This is a genomic window from Kitasatospora sp. NPDC127067, from assembly GCF_042724755.1.
Taxonomy (GTDB): domain Bacteria; phylum Actinomycetota; class Actinomycetes; order Streptomycetales; family Streptomycetaceae; genus Kitasatospora; species Kitasatospora lactacystinica.
On the sequence record NZ_JBHXEM010000059.1, the window covers coordinates 14090 to 32331 of the forward strand.

The window sequence follows — 18242 nt, forward strand, 5'->3', positions numbered from 1 at the left end:
CCTCGCCGCCTCCCCGGTGCCCCTCGACGTCTCCCCGGGGGCCGATTGTTGCCGAACGCTTACCCGCTCGCAGCGATCTTGTGCGAACACAGCGTGCATGCTGAAGGCTTTACAGCTCTGCCGAGGGGGACGGCGGACGTCTGCACTAGGCGAGGCAAGGGGGAAGACAGGCCCATGAGGCTCTGCTTTCTGGTGGAGGAACACTACCGGCACGACGGCATGCCGCTCGACGTGGCACGCCAACTCACGGCGTGGGGACACCGGGTGGACGTGCTGCGCCCCGGGGATTCGCTGCTGGCGATCTCCGAGGAGGTCCGGGCCGGCAGTCACGACGCCTGGGTGCTCAAGACCGTGTCCGGCGGGCCCGGGCTGACCCTGCTGGAGTCGGCCGCCGCCGTCGGCCTCACCACGGTGAACGACGTGCGCTCGATCCGCGGGGTCCGGGACAAGGCGCTCGCCGCGGTCATCGGCCGCACCCGCGGGCTGCCCGTCCCGGTGACGTACGCGGCCGCGCGCTGGGAACGGCTGGCGGAGATCCCGGCCGCCGAGTACCCGCTTGTGGTCAAGCCCGCCGACGGCAGCTCCGGGCGCGCCGTCCGGCTGGTGCGCAGCCCCGACCAGTTGCTGGAGGTCGGGCCGGAGCTGGCGGGGGAGGGGCTGCTGATCGCCCAGCCGTACGTGCCCAACTCCGGGACCGACCTCAAGGTGTACTGCGTCGACGGCGAGCTCTTCGCGACGGAACGTTCCTCCCCGCTGCACCCGGGGCAGGGCGTGCGCGAACGGCAGGTGCCGCTGCCGGGGAGCGTCGCGCGGATCGTGGCGCAGGTCGGCGAGGTGTTCGGGCTGGACCTGTACGGGGTCGACGTGCTGCTGGGGCCGGACGGGCCGGTGGTGGTGGACGTCAACGACTTCCCGAGTTTCCGGCAGGTGCCGGACGCGGTGGCCCGGGTCTCCCGGGCGGTGCTGCGGCTCGCGCGCAGCGGGACGGCCGTGTCGGTGCCCGGCGGGCCCGCCGAACTGGTGCCCGGCGGGCCGGTCGAGCTGGTGCCCGCGGGCGGCGACTCCTACGGTCAACTCGGCTTCGGTGAGGGGGAGTTGCTGTGAAGGTCGGACTGATCACCGGCGACCCGGGGCATCCGGTGCTGGCCTCGGCGGCCGAACTGCTGGTGCGCCGGGGGCACGAGGTGGCGGTCGTCCCGCCCGCCGGGCCCGTGACCGGGCTCGCCGACGTCTGCCTGCTCAAGGCCCGCACGCCTCAGGCGCTGGCGCTGGCCGCGGAGTTGGAGCGGCGGGGCGTGCCGGTGGTCAACTCGGCGGCGGCCACCGGGCTGTGCCAGGACCGGGTGCGGATGGCCGACCTCGCCCGCGCCGCCGGGCTGCCCTTCGCGGCCACGGACGCGGCCGGACGCTTGGGCGAACTCGCCGATCCGGCCTACCCGTTCGTGGTCAAGAGCCGGCACAGCAGGCGGCACGACCTGGTCGCCCGGGTGGACGGCCCGGCCCGGTTGCGCGAACTCGCCGAGCGCTGGCCCGAGGAGCCGGTCGTCACGCAGCCGTTCGTCCCGGGGACGGGCTGGGACCAGAAGCTGTGGGTGGTCGACGGACAGGTGTTCGCGGCCCGGCGGCAGTCCGAGCTCGCCACCGGCACGGGGAAGTCGGGGCGGGCGGAGGACTGGCAGCCGTCCGCCGCGCGGGCCGCGCTCGCGCTGCGCGTCGGCGAGGTGTTCGGGCTCGACGTGTACGGGGTCGACCTGCTCGACGGGCCCGCCGAGCCGGTCATCGTGGACGTCAACGCCTTTCCCGGGGTGCGCGGCCGCCCCGGCGCGCCGGAGGCTCTGGTGGCGTTGGCGCTGCGGGTCGGGGCGCAGCGGGGGCCGGTGCTCGCGGGGCAGGACCGCGCGCGGCGGGGCCCCGCGGGGCGGGCGCTCGCAGGACTCGGGAGGGGCGTGGGGTAGGGCCGGCGGGCGTGGCCGGCGTGGGCCCGTCGGCGCTGGGCCGGGGTGGCGGCCCGGGGCGCGGGTCCGTCGGCGCTGGGCTGGGATGGCGGCCCGGGGCGCGGGTCCGTCGGGGTCGTTAGGCTGGCTGGCGCCCCGACCGGCCGGGGCGTACGGCGAGAGAAGACGGAACCTTGCTCCAGGACATCGAGCGCTACCTGGCCTGCCCGCACTGCGCGCAGGCCCTCACCCGGCACGACCGCAGCCTGCGCTGCCCGGCCGGGCACAGCTTCGACCTCGCCAAGCAGGGCTACGTCAGCCTCCTCGCCGGCGACGCCCACACCGGCACCGGGGACACCGCCGAGATGGTCGCGGCCCGCGCGGACTTCCTCGCCGCCGGGCACTACCGGCCGATCGCCGAGGCGCTGGCGCGGGCGGCCTCCGCCGTCGTCGCCGGTGAGCCCGGCGGGCTGGTCGCCGACCTCGGCGCCGGCACCGGCCACTACCTGGCGCACGTCCTGGACGCCCTGCCCGGCACGGTCGGCGCGGCCCTGGACATCTCCAAGTTCGCGCTGCGCCGCGCCGCCAAGGCGCACCCCCGGATCGGCGCCGTGGTGTGCGACGCCTGGCGCCCGCTGCCGCTGCGGGACGCCTCGGCCGAGCTGATGCTCAACGTGTTCGCCCCGCGCAACGGGCCCGAGATCCGCCGGGTGCTGCGCCCCGGCGGCACCCTGCTGCTGGTCTCGCCGACCGCCCGCCACCTGCGCGAACTCGTCGACGCACTGGGCCTGTTGTCGGTGGACGAGGAGAAGCAGCGGCGGATCGACGAGAAGCTCGGACCGTACCTGGAGCCCGCCGGGCGGCGGGAGGTCGAGTTCACCCTGCGGCTCGGCCCGCAGGACGTGCGCACCGTCGTCGGCATGGGGCCGAGCGCCTGGCACACCGATCCGGAGCGGCTCGGTGCCACGCTCGCGGAGCTGCCGGAGCCGGTCGAGGTGACGGCCTCGGTGACGGTGGCCGCGTACCGGCGCTGAGCGCCACGTTGGGATGAATCTGCCGCGCAGGCACGTTTCTTCCGGTCGGCCTGCGGCTAACGTCCGACAGGTGAACCGCGACGCCACCAGGCCCGCAGGGCCGTCCCACCTCCGAACGGGCGCCCCACGGCCCGACCGGCCGCCCGTGCCGCGTCCCACCGTCGAGGAGCTCCGGCTCACCTCGTTCAAGTCCTACCGGCGCGCGGTGCTGCCGCTCGCGCCCCTCACCGTGCTGCACGGGCCCGCCGGGGTCGGCAAGTCCAACGCCCTCGACGCGCTGGCCGTGCTCTCCCGGCTCGCCCTCGGCGAGGAGATCGCCGACTCGCTGGACGGGCTGCCCGACCGCACCGGTCCGCTCGCCGAGCCCGTCCGCGGAGGCCTGGACGGGTGCGTGCCGCACGGGCGGGACGCGATCATCCTCGGCTGCACCGTCCGCTCGCCGCACGGCCTGATCCGGCTCGACGTGGTGATCCGCACCGACGGCCCGGTCCGGATCGCCCGGGAGTCGCTCACCCTCGACGGCCGGACCCTGATGGACACCGGGGAGCAGGACGTCCGCAACCGGCGGGTCAACGTCTGCTGGCACAACGACACCCGCCAGGGCGACATCCGGGCGCCGTTCCCCAGCGGCACGATGATCACCGCGCAGCTGCCGCTGCGGGTCGCCGGCTCGTCGGCCGGCGAGTGCCTCGTCCTCGCCGCCACCGAGGACCTGCTCACGGCGCTGCGCGAGGTCTTCCCGCTGCACCCCGTCCCCGCACTGATGCGCGGCTGGGCCCGGGCCGACCCGCAGGCCCGGCTGCGCGGCAACGCCGCCAACATCTCCGCCGTCGTGGCCCGGCTGAGCAACGAGTGCCCGCGCCGGTACGGGCAGCTGCTGCGCGCGGTGCAGTCCGCCGCGCCGCACCCGCTGCTCGGGCTCACCCTGGCCGAGCGGGAGAGCGCGGGCGTGCGGAAGGTCCTCGCCGTCTTCGACGAGGGCGTCCTCGGGCGCACCGGGGCCGACCAGGCCTCCGACGGCATGCTGCGCCACCTCGCCTTCGCCGCGGTGCTGCTGACCGGGGCCGGGGTGCTCGACCTCGACGTGGCCGCCGAGGTGCCCTGGGCGCACCGGCAGCTCACCGTGCTGGCCGAGGACCTGGGCGCGGGGCTCTCCGCGGAGCAGGCCGCCACGCTGTTGCGGCTGGCCCGGGACATGGCGGAGCGCCGCCAATTGCGGGTGGTCGCGGCCCTGCAGGAGCCGGCGGCGGCGCGGGAGGTGCTGGGCGGCACGCCCGGGGGCGGGATGGTGCTGGTGGAGTGTCGGCGGGATCCCGACTCGGGGTTCACGGTGCTGCGGACGGAGACGGCGCGGGTGCCGGTCCAGGGCGGGCGCGGGGAGGCGGCCGGGGAGGTCGGGGACGCCGGGGGTGGGGCTGACGAGGGGGCCGCGGCGGGCGCGGGCCGGTCGGCGGCGGGGTTGACGGAGCCGTCGGCGGGGGCACCGGAGGGGCCGGCCGGGCTCGCGGCAGCTCCGGCCGGCAGCGGGGCGTTTCCGGTGGACGGTGGGGCGGCGGGTCTTGATGCGGTAGACCTGGAGGGGTGAGCGAACGAGTGACGGGGCCGGCGGAGCCCACCGTTGAGGCCTTGCGGCAGCGGCTGGTGGACTTCGCGGCGGCCCGGCGGTGGGAGCCCTTCCACACCCCGAAGAACCTGGCGGCGGCGCTGAGCGTGGAGGCGGGGGAGCTGCTGGAGATCTTCCAGTGGCTGACGCCCGAGCAGGCCGGCGCGGTGATGTCCGACCCGGACCGCGCGCACCGGGTGCACGACGAGGTCGCGGACGTGCTGGCGTACCTGCTGCAGTTCTGCACCGCGGTCGGGGTGGATCCGCTGGAGGCCCTGGCGGCCAAGATCGAGCGGAACGAACTCCGCTTCCCGGTGCCGGAGGGCGCGGTCGACAGCGGTGAACACGCGGTCGTCGGCGGTGAAAACGCGGTCGGCGCCGGTGAAAATGTGCTCGGCGTCAATTCGGACGTGGGCGACCAACCCTTGTGAGGGAAGGAATTCATCCACAGCCCCCGACTTTTCCACAGCTTCTGACACCGTGGATGCACGTCCGCGCTCTTCCTCGCACGCTTTCGCCGTGACCAGCCGTCGCCCCTCGGACCGCCCCTCCCGGCGGCCCGGGTCGACGGCGACAGCGAGCGAGGGGAGCGGTGGCCATGGAGGCGCTGCGACTGATCAAGACGGCCCGGCACGCCCTGGCCGAGGCCAGGCACGTACCGGATGTGCTGGCCGAGGCGCGGCAGGCCGCGCTGCTCACCGAGGCGGTGGGCGCCAGGCTGGCGGAGTCGGAGGACGAGGAGCTGACCGGGCTGGGGCAGCAACTGTCCGAGGCCGGGGCGCACGCGGCGGTCTGCCTGGACCGCTCCGTCGTCCGGGCCGCCCTGGTGAGCGGGGGTCGGGCGGCGCGGCTCACCGACCTGGGGGACTTGGCGCCGGCCCTGGGGGCGCTGGACGGATTGCTCCGGGACGTCGGCGAGACGCTGGTGGTGCTCGCCTGCGGGGCGGACACCGAGAGCCTCTACTGGACGTGCATCGACGGTGTGGACGCGGTGTCGGAGTGCAAGGACCTCACCGTACGGCTGCGTGAGGCGGCGGTCCGGGCCGGGGAGGCGCAGCCCGCGGCGCTCGGTGGGGCCGAGCGGGAGCGGGAGCAGGTCGGCGGCGGGGCGCCGTTACTGGTGGTCCGGCTCGGCCCGCCGGGCGACACCGGTCCGTCGGGCGGTGGTGGTGGCGGTGCCGCGAGCCGCAGTGGCTCGCTCTCCGGCGGCGGCCCGCCCGGTGAGGGCGGGCCGGCCGAGGAGGAACCGGTGGAGGGCTACCGGGTGCCCTGCGTGTCCGAGGTTCCGGAGGTGTCCGTGCCGGTCGGATAGGCGGTGGAGTCGGCGTTCCCGGGGACGGAGCCCTGGAGTTCGGCGAGGTCCGCGGAAACGGAGGCGAGCAGTTCCTGCATCTGCTCCAGCAGGCTCTTGGGGCTGGCGGGTCCGGCCGAGGTGCCGTCGGCCGAGCCCGTCGGGCTGCTCGGGAACTGCGGCGTGGCAGATGGTTCGGACATGACGGGACCTCTTCGCATCGGTGGTGCGGTGTGGAGCGGCCGACGGTGGCTCGGACCGCACGGCGGGAGGCGGCAGTCGCCCGCCACCGGGGCACCCACCCCCGCCGTAGCACCCAACGAACCGCTCCGGACGCCGTCACCCGGACACCACCCGATGCGGTCCAACTCCGCTGCGGGGTAAGCCTCCCGGGTGAGCCGGGGTTGCCGTCGCGGTGCCGCCTCGGCTAGGCGCGGAACGGCCCCCGGGCGCGTTGCGGAGCGGGCCCCGGGCGTCGCGGAGCGGGGATGCGATCGGTGATGCGGAGCCCGGCGTGGTCGACATGCCCGGAAAGGAGCCGGGGATGAACCGGGACGACCCGGGGGAGAACCCACCCCTTGCCACTCTCAACGTATAGCGCACGGGGGGTCTTGCGGCAAGGCCCCCGTGCTGGCGCACAATCGCAGGCCTCAGATCGGAGCTGATGCCATGAACAACCGGACCACCAGTGCGTTCGACCTTCCCGCCCGCCTCGCCGCCAAGGCCGACCCGGCACTGATCGGCGAGGACGAGCGGCACTTCGCGGCCGTCGCGGAGAGCCTGGAAGAGGCGATCACTGGCCTGTCCGACCGCCTCGACGCGCTGCGCCGGGCGCCGGGCGGCCTCGGCCGGGAGGCGATGGACCGGGACATCGAGGTGCACAGGCTGACCGGTCGGTTGCGCGCCCTGCGCCGCTTCGGCCTGGACCTGTGCCTCGGCCGGGTCGTCCTCGCCGACGACCCGGAGCCGGTGTACGTCGGGCGGCTCGGCCTCACCGACAGCGCGGGCCGACGGCTGCTGGTCGACTGGCGCTCGCCCGCGGCCGAGCCGTTCTTCGGGGCCACCCACGCCGATCCGATGGGCCTGGTGAGCCGGCGCCGGTACCGCTGGACCGGTGGCCGGATCGCCGACTACTGGGACGAGGTGTTCACCGCCGAGGCCCTGGAGGGGCACGCCGCGCTGGACGACCAGTCCGCGTTCATCGCCGGCCTGGGCGGCGGCCGGTCGGCCCGGATGCGGGACGTGCTGGCCACCATCCAGACCGACCAGGACGCCATCATCCGGGCCGGCTCCCGGGGCGCCCTGGTGGTGGACGGCGGCCCGGGCACCGGCAAGACGGTCGTCGCCCTGCACCGCTCCGCGTACCTGCTCTACTCCGATCCCCGGCTCGGCCACCGGCGGGGCGGCGTGCTGTTCGTCGGCCCGCACCAGCCCTACCTGGCCTACGTCGCCGACGTCCTGCCGAGCCTCGGCGAGGAGGGGGTGCGCACCTGCACCGTGCGGGACCTCGTCGCCGAAGGGGCGAAGGCCGGGGCCGAGGCCGACCCGGAGGCGGCCCGGCTGAAGTCCTCGGCCGACATGGTGAGGGCGATCGAGAAGGCCGTCCGGTTCTACGAGGAGCCGCCCACCGAGGGGCTGGAGGTCACCACCCACTGGGCCGACCTCTGGCTGAGCGCCGAGGACTGGTCCGACGCGTTCGACGCGCCGGACCCGGGCACTCCGCACAACGAGGCCCGCGAGCAGATCTGGGAGGAGCTGGCCACGATCCTGATGCACAAGCTGGACGAGGACGAGGGGGTCTCGCCCGAGCTGTTCCGCCGGTCGCTGCGGCAGGACCGGGAGCTGGTCGAGACGCTCAACCGGGCCTGGCCACTGCTCGACGCGGCCGAGCTGGTCGGCGACCTCTGGTCGGTGCCCGCCTACCTGCGGATGTGCGCGCCCTGGCTCGCACCCGAGGATGTCCGCAGGCTCCAGCGCAAGGACGCGCCCCAGGCCTGGACGGTGTCCGACCTGCCGCTCCTGGACGCGGCCCGGCAGCGGCTGGGCGATCCGGAGGCGGACCGGCGCCGGCATCGGCGGGAGGCCGCGGCCGCCGCCGAGCGCGCGCGGATGGCCGACGTCATCGGCGACCTGCTGCAGGCCGACGACGACGGCGAGGGCGCGGTGACGATGCTGCGCGGCCGCGACCTCCAGGACACCCTGGTCGACGAGACGGCCCTGCCCGTCGCCGACCCGGAACCGCTCGCCGGGCCGTTCGCGCACATCGTGGTGGACGAGGCCCAGGAGCTGACCGACGCCGAGTGGCAGATGCTGCTGCTGCGCTGCCCGTCCCGGAGCTTCACCATCGTCGGGGACCGGGCGCAGGCCAGGCACGGCTTCACGGAGTCCTGGCAGGAGAGGTTGGAGCGGATCGGGCTCGACCGGACCACGGTGGCCTCGCTGAGCATCAACTACCGGACACCGGAGGAGGTCATGGCCGAGGCCGAGCCCGCGATCCGGGCCGCGCTGCCGGACGCCAACGTGCCTACCTCCGTCCGCAGCAGTGGCATCCCCGTCGTGCACGGGTCGGTGGCGGAGCTGGACGCCGTCCTGGACGGCTGGCTCGCCGACCATGCCGAGGGGATCGCCTGTGTGATCGGCGCCCCCGGGTTCGAGGCGCGGCCGCGGGTCCGGTCGCTGACCCCGGAGCTGTCCAAGGGACTCGAGTTCGACCTGGTCGTCCTGGTGGATCCGGAGGCGTTCGGCGGTGGGGTCGAGGGCGCGGTCGACCGCTATGTCGCGATGACCAGGGCGACCCAGCGGCTGGTGGTCCTCAGGAGTTCGTGAGCCGGCGCGGACCCCGAGGCGCGAGCGGCCCCGGGACGCGAGCGGGGCCCGGCGCCGCCCGGCGCCGGACCCCGACAGTCGCTGCCCGCAGGTCAGTTGTGGGCGTGCAGGTCGGCGTTCAGGCCGCCCCAGGAGCCGGAGCGGGCGATGACCTCGACCGCGCCGCTCTGCGAGTTGCGGCGGAACAGCAGGTTGTCCTGGCCGGACAGCTCGACGGCCTTGGCCACCGTGCCGTCCGGGGTGGTGACCCGGGTGCCGGCGGTCACGTACAGGCCGGCCTCGACCACGCAGTCGCTGCCGAGCGAGATGCCGATGCCCGCGTTGGCGCCGAGCAGGCAGCGCTCGCCAACCGAGACGACCTGCTTGCCGCCGCCGGACAGGGTGCCCATGATCGAGGCGCCGCCGCCGATGTCGCTGTGGTCGCCGACGACGACGCCCGCGCTGATCCGGCCCTCGACCATGGAGGTGCCCAGGGTGCCGGCGTTGAAGTTGACGAAGCCCTCGTGCATCACGGTGGTGCCGACGGCCAGGTGCGCGCCGAGCCGGACGCGGTCGGCGTGGGCGATGCGCACACCGGTCGGGGCGACGTAGTCGGTCATCCGCGGGAACTTGTCGATCCCGTACACGGCCAGCTGGCCGCCCTGGGCGCGCACGGCCAGGCGGGCCTGCTCGACCTTGTCCACCGGAACGGGGCCGATGCTGGTCCACGCGACGTTGGCCAGCAGGCCGAAGACGCCGTCCAGGTTCTGGCCGTGCGGCTTGACCAGACGGTGGCTGAGCAGGTGCAGCCGCAGGTACACGTCGTGGGTGTCGAGCGGCTTCTCGTCCAGCGAGGCGATGGTGGTGCGCACGGCGACCACCTCGACGCCACGGCGCGCGTCGGCGCGCAGCGCCTCGGCCGCGCCGGCGCCGAGCTCGGCCTCGGCCTGCTCGGCGGTCAGGCGGACGGTGCCGGCCGGGCCGGGCTCGGCGGCCAGCACGGGGGCGGGGAACCAGGTGTCGAGGACGGTGCCGTCGGCGGCGATGGTGGCCAGACCGGCGGCCACGGCGCCGTTCGCCGGGGAGGTGGATTCGAGCGAGGTGGATTCAGCAGTCACACCGTGCACGTTAACCAATGCGGGGCCCCGGTGCCGAACACGCCCGCCGGGCGGACACGCCCGTCGGACCTGCTGGTCGGCGGTCCGCGGGGCGGGAAAACCCGGTGCTCGCCGCCTCGGCGCTGGGCAATACTTCAGCGGGTGTTCATGTCGATCTCCACCACCGGCAGCGCCGAGGACCCGGCCGCGGACCTCGGGTTCCTGCTGCACAAGCACCCCGACAAGGTCCAGCGGTTCACCACGTCGCACGGAGAGGCCCACGTCTTCTACCCCGAGGCGGCGGACGAGGTCTGCACCGCGGCGCTGCTGCTGGACATCGACCCGATCGCACTGGTCCGCAAGGGCCGGGGCGACGGCAGGGGGCGCGGCGGCTCGCCCGACTTCGCGCTCTCCCAGTACGTCAACGACCGCCCGTACGCGGCGTCCTCGCTGCTCGCGGTGGCGCTGCGGACGGTGTTCCGGTCCGCGATGAAGGGCGCCTGCCCGGCCCGGCCCGAACTGCCCGGGCGGGCCCGTCCGCTGCGCATCGACCTGCCCGCCGTGCCCGCCAACGGCGCGGGTGACGGCGGCGGCCCGGCCCTGGTGGTCCGGCTGTTCGAACCGCTGGGCTGGCAGGTCGAGGCGACGGCGATCCCGCTGGACGAGTCGTTCCCCGAGTGGGGCGAGTCCCGCTACGTGCGGATCGCGCTCTCCTCCGGAACGGTACGGCTCGCCGACGCGCTCCAGCAGCTGTACGTGCTGCTGCCGGTGCTGGACGGTGCCAAGCACTACTGGGTCGCCCCGGACGAGGTGGACAAGCTGCTCGCCGCCGGCCAGGGCTGGCTGGCGGCCCACCCGGAGCGCGCCCTGATCACCCGCCGCTACCTGGCCCGGCGCTGGTCGCTGACCCGGGCCGCGATGGAGCGCCTGGAGCTGGCCCGGCTGGCGGAGGCCGACGACCGCGAGGTCGAGGAGATCGACAACGCGGTCGACGACCGGCCCGAGGAGGAGGTCCGGCCCGAGGAGGAGGTCGGGCCCGAGGAGGAGGTCGGGCCTGAGAAGGAGGCCGGGGAGCAGCCGGAGCCCCGGCAGCCCTCCCTCGCCGAGCGGCGCCGCGCCGCGATCCTTACCGCGCTGCGTGAGAGCGGTGCCGCCCGTGTCGCCGATCTCGGTTGCGGCCAGGGCGAGTTGATCGGCGAGCTGCTCAAGGACCCCCGGTTCACCGGGATCCTCGGCGTGGACGTCTCCGTCCGGGCGCTGCGGGCGGCGAGTCGTAAGCTGGGCCTGGAGCGGTTGCCGGAGCGTCAGGCGGCCCGGGTGTCGCTGGCACAGGGAGCGCTCACCTACACCGACGCCCGGCTCAAGGGCTTCGACGCGGCGGTGCTGTGCGAGGTGATCGAGCACCTGGACCTGCCGCGGCTGCCCGCGCTGGAGTACGCAGTGTTCGGCGCCGCCCGGCCGAGGACGGTCGTGGTCACCACGCCGAACGCCGAGTACAACGTCCGCTGGGAGAGCCTGCCGGCGGGCGCCGTCCGGCACGCCGACCACCGCTTCGAGTGGTCCCGGGCCGAGTTCCGCGCCTGGGCCGGGAAGGTCGCCGCCGCGTACGGCTACACCGTGGAGCTGCGCCCGGTCGGCCCGGAGGACGAGGAGGTCGGCGCCCCGACCCAGCTGGCCCTGTTCACCATGACCACGACGCCCGAAGGAGGCGAGCCCCGATGACCGATGACACGACCGACACCCCTGGCGACGACCAGGGCCAGGACCGCGCGGAGAGCACCACCCCCCGCCGCCTCCCCGTCACCGACGTCTCCCTCGTCGTCCTGATCGGCACCAGCGGCGCGGGCAAGTCCACCTTCGCCCGTCGCCACTTCCTGCCCACCCAGGTGATCTCCTCCGACTTCTGCCGGGGCCTGGTCGCCGACGACGAGAACGACCAGTCCGCCTCCGCCGAGGCCTTCGACGTCCTGCACTACATCGTCGGCAAGCGACTGGCGGCCGGCCGGCTGACCGTCGTGGACGCCACCAACGTCCAGCCCGAGGCCCGCCGTCAGCTGGTCGCGATCGCCCGCGAGCACGACGTGCTGCCGATCGCGATCGTCCTGGACGTCCCGCCGGGGGTGTGCGCCGAGCGCAACCGCTCCCGCCCGGACCGTCGGCTGCCGGCCCACGTGATCCCCCGCCAGCACCGCGAGCTGCGCCGTTCCCTCCGGGGCCTGGAGCGCGAGGGCTTCCGAAAGGTGCACGTCCTGCGTGGCGAGGCCGAGGTGGCGGCGGCCGGGGTCGAGCTGGAGAAGCGCTACAACGACCTGCGCCACCTCACCGGCCCGTTCGACATCGTCGGCGACATCCACGGCTGCCGCTCCGAGCTGGAGACCCTGCTGACCAGGCTCGGCTACACCCTCACCCGGGACGCCGAGGGCCGCCCGGTGGACGCCGCGCACCCCGCGGGCCGCACCGCCGTCTTCGTCGGCGACCTGGTCGACCGCGGCCCGGACACCCCGGGCGTGCTGCGCCTGGTGATGGGCATGGTGGCGGCCGGCCACGCGCTCTGCGTGCCGGGCAACCACGAGAACAAGCTCGGCCGGGCGCTGGACGGCAAGAAGGTCAACGTCGCCTACGGCCTCCAGGAGTCGCTGGACCAGCTGGCCGGGGAGAGCGAGGAGTTCCGGGCCGAGGCCCGCGCGTTCATGCGTGGTCTGGTCAGCCACTACCTGCTGGACGGCGGCGCCCTGGTGGTCTGCCACGCCGGCCTGCCGGAGAGGTACCACGGCCGCAACTCCGGCCGGGTCCGCTCGCACGCGCTGTACGGGGAGACCACCGGCGAGACCGACGAGTACGGCCTGCCGGTGCGCTACCCGTGGGCGGAGGAGTACCGGGGCCGGGCGCTGGTGGTCTACGGCCACACCCCGGTGCCGTCGGCGAGCTTCGTCAACAACACCGTCTGCCTGGACACCGGCTGCGTCTTCGGCGGCAGTCTGACCGCGCTGCGCTACCCGGAACGCGAGCTGGTGAGCGTCGAGGCCGAGCGCGAGTGGTACGCCCCGGTCCGCCCGCTGATCACCGACGCGCCGGGCGCCCGCGAGGGCCGTCCGCTGGACCTCGCCGACGTGGCCGGGCGCCGGACCGTCGAGACCGGGCTGCACGGGCGGGTGGCCGTGCGGGAGGAGAACGCGGCCGCCGCACTGGAGGTGATGAGCCGCTTCGCGCTGGACCCGCGGCTGCTCGCCTACCTGCCGCCGACGATGGCGCCGAGCGCCACCTCCCGTCGGGAGGGCTACCTGGAGCACCCGGAGGAGGCCTTCCTCGGCTACCGGGCGGACGGCGTGCGGCACCTGGTCTGCGAGGAGAAGCACATGGGCTCGCGCGCGGTGCTGCTGGTCGCCAGGGACGGGGCCGCGCTGGAGCGCCGCTTCGGCGTGGCCGGCCCCGGCGCGATCTGGACCCGGACCGGCCGTGCCTTCCTCGCCGACGAGGAGTTGACCGGCGCCGTGCTCGACCGGGTCCGCGCGGCCGCCGAGCGTTCCGGGCTGTTCGAGGAGCTGGCCACCGACTGGCTGCTGCTGGACGCCGAGCTGATGCCCTGGTCGCTGAAGGCGGTGGAGCTGCTGCGCCGCCAGTACGCGGCGGTCGGCGCGGCGGCGGGCGCCGCCCTGCCGGAGGTGCTGTCCGCGCTGGAGCGGGCGGCCGGGCGCGGCCTGGACCTGGCCGGCCTGACCGCCCGCCAGCGGCAGCGCGCGGCCGACGCGCGGGCGTTCACCGAGGCGTACCGGCGCTACTGCTGGCCGACCGAGGGCCTGTCGGGCATCCGGCTCGCGCCGTTCCAGTTGCTCGCGGCCGAGGGGGCGAACCTCGCGGTGCGCCCGCACGACGAGCACCTGGCCTGGATCGACCGCCTGGTGGCCGCCGACGCGTCCGACGGGCCTGACGCGCCCGACTCCGCCGACGGCACGGAGCACCAGGAGCGCCCGGAGCCCCGGAAGGAGCCGGTGCTGCACCGCACCCGCCGGATCCTGGTGGACACCGAGGACGAGGCCTCGACGGCCGCCGCCACGGCCTGGTGGGAGGAGCTGACCGCGGCGGGCGGTGAGGGCATGGTGGTCAAGCCGCTGGCCTCGCTGGTGCGCACCGCGCGCGGAGAGGGCCGGCCGGGCGGCCTGGTGCAGCCCGGCGTGAAGGTGCGCGGCCGGGAGTACCTGCGGATCATCTACGGTCCGGACTACACCGAGCACCTCGACCGGCTGCGCCTGCGCGCGCTGGGCCACAAGCGCTCGCTGGCGCTGCGCGAGTACGCGCTGGGCCTGGAGGCGCTGGACCGGCTGGCGGCGGGGGAGCCGCTGTGGCGGGTGCACGAGCCGGTCTTCGCGGTGCTCGCACTGGAGTCGGAGCCGGTCGACCCGCGGCTGTGAGGGCGGTGCCGCAGGAGGGGAGCTCCCCGTGGGCTCCCCTCCTCCGGCCCGTCTCTGTATAGAAATTCCGGGCATCGTATAGACTTGCTGCTTTCCCGTAGTCCCGTCACCCCAGGAGCCCGGCATGGCCTTCAACCTCCGGAACAGGCACTTCCTCAAGGAGCTCGACTTCACGCCCCAGGAGTTCCGCTTCCTGGTGGACCTCGCCGCCACGCTCAAGGCGGCGAAGTACGCGGGCACCGAGCAGCCCCGGCTGCGCGGCAAGAACATCGCGCTGATCTTCGAGAAGACCTCCACCCGCACCCGCTGCGCCTTCGAGGTCGCCGCCCATGACCAGGGCGCCACCACCACCTACCTGGACCCCGCGGGCTCGCAGATCGGCCACAAGGAGTCCATCAAGGACACCGCCCGGGTGCTCGGCCGGATGTTCGACGGCATCGAGTACCGCGGCCACGGCCAGGAGGTCGTCGAGGAGCTGGCCGAGTACGCCGGCGTCCCGGTCTGGAACGGCCTGACCGACGAGTGGCACCCCACCCAGATGCTGGCCGACGTGCTCACCGTCACCGAGCACACCGCCAAGCCGCTGTCCGAGGTCGCCCTCGCCTACCTCGGCGACGCCCGCTCCAACATGGGCAACTCGCTGCTGGTCACCGGCGCCCTGCTCGGCATGGACATCCGGATCGTCGCCCCGCGCGCGCTCTGGCCCACCGAGGAGGTGCAGAAGTCGGCACAGACCCTGGCCGGGACGACCGGCGCCCGGATCACCCTGACCGAGGACGTGGCCGAGGGCGTGGCCGGCGCCGACTTCCTCTACACCGACGTCTGGGTCTCGATGGGCGAGCCCAAGGAGGTCTGGGCCGAGCGGATCGAGCTGCTCAAGCCGTACCAGGTCTCCATGGACACCGTCCGGGCCACCGGCAACCCGGACGTGAAGTTCCTGCACTGCCTGCCCGCCTTCCACGACCTCGGCACGGTGGTCGGGCGGCAGATGCACGAGGCGACCGGCATGACCGAGCTGGAGTGCACCGACGAGCTGTTCGAGTCGGCGCACTCCATCGTGTTCGACCAGGCCGAGAACCGGCTGCACACCATCAAGGCGGTGCTGGTCGCCACCCTCGGCTCCTGACCGGCCTTAACCGGCCCCGACCCGGCCCTGGCCGGCCCGGAGGCCGCGGAGGCCGCCGGGCCGGGGCCGGCTCGGCGCCCGGCCTCAGCCGTCCAGCTTGACGCAGGCCACCCGGTCGCCCGCCGCGTGCGGGCCGGCCGGGGTGCCCGCGTGCAGCACCAGCGAGCGGGCCTCGCCCGGCCGCGGCTGCCAGGCCACCGCGGTGGTGGCGCTGCCCCCGCCCCGCCCGTCGGTGCGCAGCACCAACCGCAGTTCGTTGCGCTCGTTGGCGTACACCGGGTCGCTGGACGGCTGCACCGGGTCGACCTCGTCCTGGTAGTGCGGCCCGGAGGAGGCCGGGTCGGCCCCGCAGCCGCCGGTGTGCAGGTGCACCGGGAACTCGTGGTCGGGGGCGAGCCCGGAGGCCGTCAGGGTGAGTACCGTCCGCCCGGGCACCGAGCGGTCGGTGACGATCCGAACGTGCGAGCCGTACGGCACCAGGTCGCTCGCGTAGCTGATGGCGGCCGGCGGGACGAAGGCGGTGGCCGGGTCGAAGTCGGCGTCGACGACGGAGACCGGCGAGGTGGCGGGGACGAGCAGGGCCAGTGGCAGCAGGGCGGCGGCGAGCGGAGCGGTCATCGGGACGGGGCCTTCCACGGGCGGGGCGGGGGTCGCCCTGCTAACGCGGCCGGGGCTCCGAGGACACCCGGCCCGTGGCGGCTCAGTCGCGCCGGATCCCCCGGATCTCGCAGCGCGGCCCGCTGGCCCGCATCAGCCGCAGGTCGGCGGTGACCAGCGGCACCCCGTACCGCTCGGCGACCGCGACGTACGCGGCGTCGTCCGGGGTGAGGTTGTCCTTGAGCTCCCAGATCCGGCCGAGCAGCGGCGCCACCTCGACCTTGCGGATCGTCACCGCCGCGAGTTCTCCGGTGAGTTCGGCGACCCGCTCGGCGGTCAGTTCCTTGGCCAGGTAGAGCCCGCGCAGCGACTGCATCACCTCGATGACGATGTGCTCGGGCGCCACCCATTCGCCGCCGGAGGCGAGTTCCGCGCGGGCCCGGATCCCGCGCGGGCCCTGGTCGGCGAGCGCCAGTACCAGCGCGGATGCGTCCACCACGATCATCTGTCGGCCCCTGCCCGTTTCCGCACGTCGAGTCACCGGCCACGGTACCGGGGCGGCCCGCGGGCGCGTCCCGCGGATCCCTGCCGTCCCCTCGCGCCCCGTGACGAGGTGGGCGCCCCGCTTGCCCCGCCTGCCCCGCCTGCCGCGCCCGCCCCGCACGGCCGGCCGTCGGGGCCCGGAAGCCGCGTCACGGGCGGGGGCGGGGCGGGGGCGGGGCGGCGGTCAGGACAGGATCAGCAGTCCGGCCAGCAGTGAGGCGGCGTTGGCGGTGCCGGCGGCGAGCCAGGGCAGCGGGTCGCGCGGGCGGAGCCCGGCGAGCGGGCCCAGCAGCAGCGCCTCGACGGCGCAGACCGCGGCCTCGCCGAGCGTGAAGCCCGTCCAGTACGCTGCCGCCGGCCCGTCGGTCCAGTGCCGGAGGGTCCACCAGAGCAGCGGGTGCGTCACCAGGTTGACCAGGACGGCGGCCGCGGCCGCCCGCCCGGGTCGGACCCGCCCCACGCGGACGAGGGCGGCCGTGTAGACGGGCGTCTCGGTCAGCAGGGTGAGGGCGAGGGCCACCGGGTAGCGCACGGCGGGGATCGTGCCACGGAGAGGGGGAGCATGGCGACCACGAGCGCGGGCGCGACCACCGGCGCCACCGGCGCCCCCAGCGCCCCCGGAACCGCGGGAACCGCAGGAGCCGGGGGAGCCGCCTGGCCCGCGCCAGGCCCGGCCGCCCGGCCCGGCGTCGCGCCGTTCGCGGGCTTCGCCCTGTCGGCCGTCCTCGCCCTGGCGCTGGCGCTGCGGGCGCCGACCGGCCTGGCGGTGCTGGGCCTGGCCGTCTTCGGCCTGCTGCACAACGTGCTGGAGCTGCGCTACGTGGCCGGCCGCTTCGCCGTCGTGCTGACCGGCCCGCTGCTGCGGCTGCTGCTGGCGCTGGTGACCGGCATCGTGCTGTGCCGTCTGTTGCCGCCTTCGCGGGCCGCCCAGTCGGCGGAGATCCTGCTCGCGTACGGCCTGCTGGCGGCGGCCTGCCGGTACGGGCTGCGCGGCCGTCCCCGGCTGCTGCTCGCGGGCGTGGTGCTGCTGGGGGCGGCCGGCGCGGCCTCGCTGGCGTTTCCCGCGTACCACTTCGTGGTGCTGGCCCATCTGCACAACGTGGTGCCGCTGCTGTTCCTGGCCGAGTGGTCGCGCCGGCTGGCGCGGGGCCGTGCGGCGTTCCTGGCGTTGCAGTCGGCCTGGGTGCTGCTGGTGCCGGCCCTGTTGTTGAGCGGTCTGCTGGACGGGCTGCTGTCCCAGCGCCCCGGTGGCTGGACGGACCGGCTGGCGGCGGCGTACACCCCGCCGGCCCTGCTGACGCCGCAGGCGGGGCTGCGCTTCCTGGCGGTGTTCGCCTTCCTCCAGTCGATGCACTACGTGGTCTGGGTGTGGTTCCTGCCGCGGTACGCGCCGGAGGCGGCGGAGCGCTTCGACGCCCGGGTTCCGGGGCTGCTCGGGGTGCGGGCCTGGGGGCTGGGCGCGGTCCTGGGGCTGCTGCTGGCCCTGTTGTTCGCCGTGGATTACGCCCGGGGCCGGTCGGTGTACGCCGCGTTGGCGAGTTACCACGCCTATCTGGAGTTCCCGGTGCTGCTGATGCTGGTTCTGGGCCCGGGAGTGAACCGGGGGCGAACGGAGGAGGAAGAGTGACGACGATCCGGCTGGCCGACATCGCCCCCTCGCCGACCGGCGGTTCCGGTGGTGAGCTTGTGGTGGTGCTGCTGGTGGCGGCGGCTGTCCTGGCGGGTGCGGTGTGGCTGATCAGGCTGGAGCGCAAGCGGCGCGGCCCGGACGACCGGTGAGCCACGGCATGCACTATGGTTTAT

General features: G+C 74.9%; 17 protein-coding genes. 12 read left to right on the forward strand and 5 right to left on the reverse strand.

The features are described 5' to 3' along the window. The first annotated feature begins 174 nt into the window (after positions 1 to 174). The 6 genes from ACFWJ4_RS23175 to ACFWJ4_RS23200 all read left to right on the forward strand — a co-directional run bounded on the left by ACFWJ4_RS23175 (position 175) and on the right by ACFWJ4_RS23200 (position 5883). A complete protein-coding gene (locus ACFWJ4_RS23175; RefSeq protein ID WP_380546585.1) occupies positions 175 to 1104 on the forward strand; it encodes a RimK family alpha-L-glutamate ligase in 930 nt (309 codons plus the stop codon). Further along, positions 1101 to 1955 (forward strand): RimK family alpha-L-glutamate ligase, encoded by an 855-nt coding sequence (locus ACFWJ4_RS23180; RefSeq protein ID WP_380546586.1) that lies wholly within the window; start codon positions 1101 to 1103, stop codon positions 1953 to 1955. Before ACFWJ4_RS23175 ends, ACFWJ4_RS23180 begins: the two co-directional genes overlap by 4 nt. A 173-nt stretch (positions 1956 to 2128) precedes the next feature. Further along, entirely contained in the window at positions 2129 to 2968 is an 840-nt protein-coding gene (locus ACFWJ4_RS23185) for a putative RNA methyltransferase (RefSeq protein WP_380546588.1), read from the forward strand. Positions 2969 to 3113: 145 nt separating this feature from the next. After that, positions 3114 to 4553, forward strand: a complete 1440-nt coding sequence (locus ACFWJ4_RS23190; RefSeq protein ID WP_380546590.1) for an AAA family ATPase — start codon at positions 3114 to 3116, stop codon at positions 4551 to 4553. Positions 4554 to 4561: 8 nt separating this feature from the next. Next, on the forward strand, positions 4562 to 5002 hold the full coding sequence (locus tag ACFWJ4_RS23195) for a nucleotide pyrophosphohydrolase (protein WP_380546631.1): 441 nt from the start codon (positions 4562 to 4564) through the stop codon (positions 5000 to 5002). A 167-nt stretch (positions 5003 to 5169) separates the two neighbouring features. Further along, positions 5170 to 5883: a DUF6099 family protein gene (locus tag ACFWJ4_RS23200; protein ID WP_380546592.1), complete on the forward strand. Its 714-nt coding sequence runs from the start codon at positions 5170 to 5172 to the stop codon at positions 5881 to 5883. Here the strand turns inward: ACFWJ4_RS23200 and ACFWJ4_RS23205 are convergent. Then, the gene (locus ACFWJ4_RS23205) at positions 5829 to 6065 is read right to left on the reverse strand and encodes a hypothetical protein (protein WP_380546594.1); all 237 of its coding nucleotides are present in this window, start codon (positions 6063 to 6065) and stop codon (positions 5829 to 5831) included. The two genes, ACFWJ4_RS23200 and ACFWJ4_RS23205, sit on opposite strands and share 55 nt — an antisense overlap. Positions 6066 to 6531: 466 nt before the next feature. On the opposite strand from ACFWJ4_RS23205, the gene helR reads away from it, so the two are divergent. After that, on the forward strand, positions 6532 to 8688 hold the full coding sequence (gene helR, locus ACFWJ4_RS23210) for an RNA polymerase recycling motor ATPase HelR (protein WP_380546596.1): 2157 nt from the start codon (positions 6532 to 6534) through the stop codon (positions 8686 to 8688). 92 nt (positions 8689 to 8780) lie between these two features. Here the strand turns inward: helR and dapD are convergent, their stop codons facing one another. Then, positions 8781 to 9785: a 2,3,4,5-tetrahydropyridine-2,6-dicarboxylate N-succinyltransferase gene (dapD, locus tag ACFWJ4_RS23215; RefSeq protein WP_359909952.1), complete on the reverse strand. Its 1005-nt coding sequence runs from the start codon at positions 9783 to 9785 to the stop codon at positions 8781 to 8783. Between the two features lie 141 nt (positions 9786 to 9926). Here dapD and ACFWJ4_RS23220 point away from each other — a divergent pair, with 141 nt between their 5' ends. The 3 genes from ACFWJ4_RS23220 to argF all read left to right on the forward strand — a co-directional run bounded on the left by ACFWJ4_RS23220 (position 9927) and on the right by argF (position 15299). Further along, a complete protein-coding gene (locus tag ACFWJ4_RS23220; protein ID WP_380546598.1) occupies positions 9927 to 11486 on the forward strand; it encodes a 3' terminal RNA ribose 2'-O-methyltransferase Hen1 in 1560 nt (519 codons plus the stop codon). Further along, complete coding sequence (locus ACFWJ4_RS23225) at positions 11483 to 14173, forward strand: polynucleotide kinase-phosphatase (RefSeq protein ID WP_380546600.1); 2691 nt, start codon at positions 11483 to 11485, stop codon at positions 14171 to 14173. Before ACFWJ4_RS23220 ends, ACFWJ4_RS23225 begins: the two co-directional genes overlap by 4 nt. 124 nt (positions 14174 to 14297) lie before the next feature. Then, positions 14298 to 15299, forward strand: a complete 1002-nt coding sequence (gene argF, locus ACFWJ4_RS23230) for an ornithine carbamoyltransferase (protein ID WP_380546602.1) — start codon at positions 14298 to 14300, stop codon at positions 15297 to 15299. Between the two features lie 84 nt (positions 15300 to 15383). Here argF and ACFWJ4_RS23235 read toward each other — a convergent pair whose 3' ends face one another. The 3 genes from ACFWJ4_RS23235 to ACFWJ4_RS23245 all read right to left on the reverse strand — a co-directional run bounded on the left by ACFWJ4_RS23235 (position 15384) and on the right by ACFWJ4_RS23245 (position 16971). Further along, positions 15384 to 15917, reverse strand: coding sequence for a superoxide dismutase family protein (locus tag ACFWJ4_RS23235; protein ID WP_380546604.1), 534 nt, complete (start codon positions 15915 to 15917; stop codon positions 15384 to 15386). 82 nt (positions 15918 to 15999) lie between these two features. Continuing rightward, positions 16000 to 16401 (reverse strand): type II toxin-antitoxin system VapC family toxin, encoded by a 402-nt coding sequence (locus ACFWJ4_RS23240; RefSeq protein ID WP_380353518.1) that lies wholly within the window; start codon positions 16399 to 16401, stop codon positions 16000 to 16002. 222 nt (positions 16402 to 16623) lie between these two features. Further along, positions 16624 to 16971 carry a hypothetical protein gene (locus tag ACFWJ4_RS23245; protein ID WP_380546605.1) on the reverse strand — a complete coding sequence of 116 codons (348 nt, stop codon included), beginning with the start codon at positions 16969 to 16971 and terminating at the stop codon, positions 16624 to 16626. Between the two features lie 30 nt (positions 16972 to 17001). On the opposite strand from ACFWJ4_RS23245, the gene ACFWJ4_RS23250 reads away from it, so the two are divergent. Further along, the gene (locus tag ACFWJ4_RS23250) at positions 17002 to 18066 is read left to right on the forward strand and encodes a hypothetical protein (protein WP_380546607.1); all 1065 of its coding nucleotides are present in this window, start codon (positions 17002 to 17004) and stop codon (positions 18064 to 18066) included. Next, on the forward strand, positions 18063 to 18218 hold the full coding sequence (locus ACFWJ4_RS23255) for a hypothetical protein (protein WP_380546609.1): 156 nt from the start codon (positions 18063 to 18065) through the stop codon (positions 18216 to 18218). The genes ACFWJ4_RS23250 and ACFWJ4_RS23255 overlap by 4 nt, the downstream gene beginning before the upstream one ends. Positions 18219 to 18242: the final 24 nt, after the last annotated feature.

Coding starts and splice junctions, on each gene's coding strand:
- ACFWJ4_RS23175 (WP_380546585.1), top strand. CDS start 175: ATGAGGCTCTGCTTTCTGGTGGAGGAACACTACCGGCACGACGGCATG.
- ACFWJ4_RS23200 (WP_380546592.1), top strand. CDS start 5,170: ATGGAGGCGCTGCGACTGATCAAGACGGCCCGGCACGCCCTGGCCGAG.
- ACFWJ4_RS23205 (WP_380546594.1), bottom strand. CDS start 6,065: ATGTCCGAACCATCTGCCACGCCGCAGTTCCCGAGCAGCCCGACGGGC.
- helR (WP_380546596.1), top strand. CDS start 6,532: ATGAACAACCGGACCACCAGTGCGTTCGACCTTCCCGCCCGCCTCGCC.
- ACFWJ4_RS23225 (WP_380546600.1), top strand. CDS start 11,483: ATGACCGATGACACGACCGACACCCCTGGCGACGACCAGGGCCAGGAC.
- argF (WP_380546602.1), top strand. CDS start 14,298: ATGGCCTTCAACCTCCGGAACAGGCACTTCCTCAAGGAGCTCGACTTC.
- ACFWJ4_RS23235 (WP_380546604.1), bottom strand. CDS start 15,917: ATGACCGCTCCGCTCGCCGCCGCCCTGCTGCCACTGGCCCTGCTCGTC.
- ACFWJ4_RS23240 (WP_380353518.1), bottom strand. CDS start 16,401: ATGATCGTGGTGGACGCATCCGCGCTGGTACTGGCGCTCGCCGACCAG.
- ACFWJ4_RS23250 (WP_380546607.1), top strand. CDS start 17,002: ATGGCGACCACGAGCGCGGGCGCGACCACCGGCGCCACCGGCGCCCCC.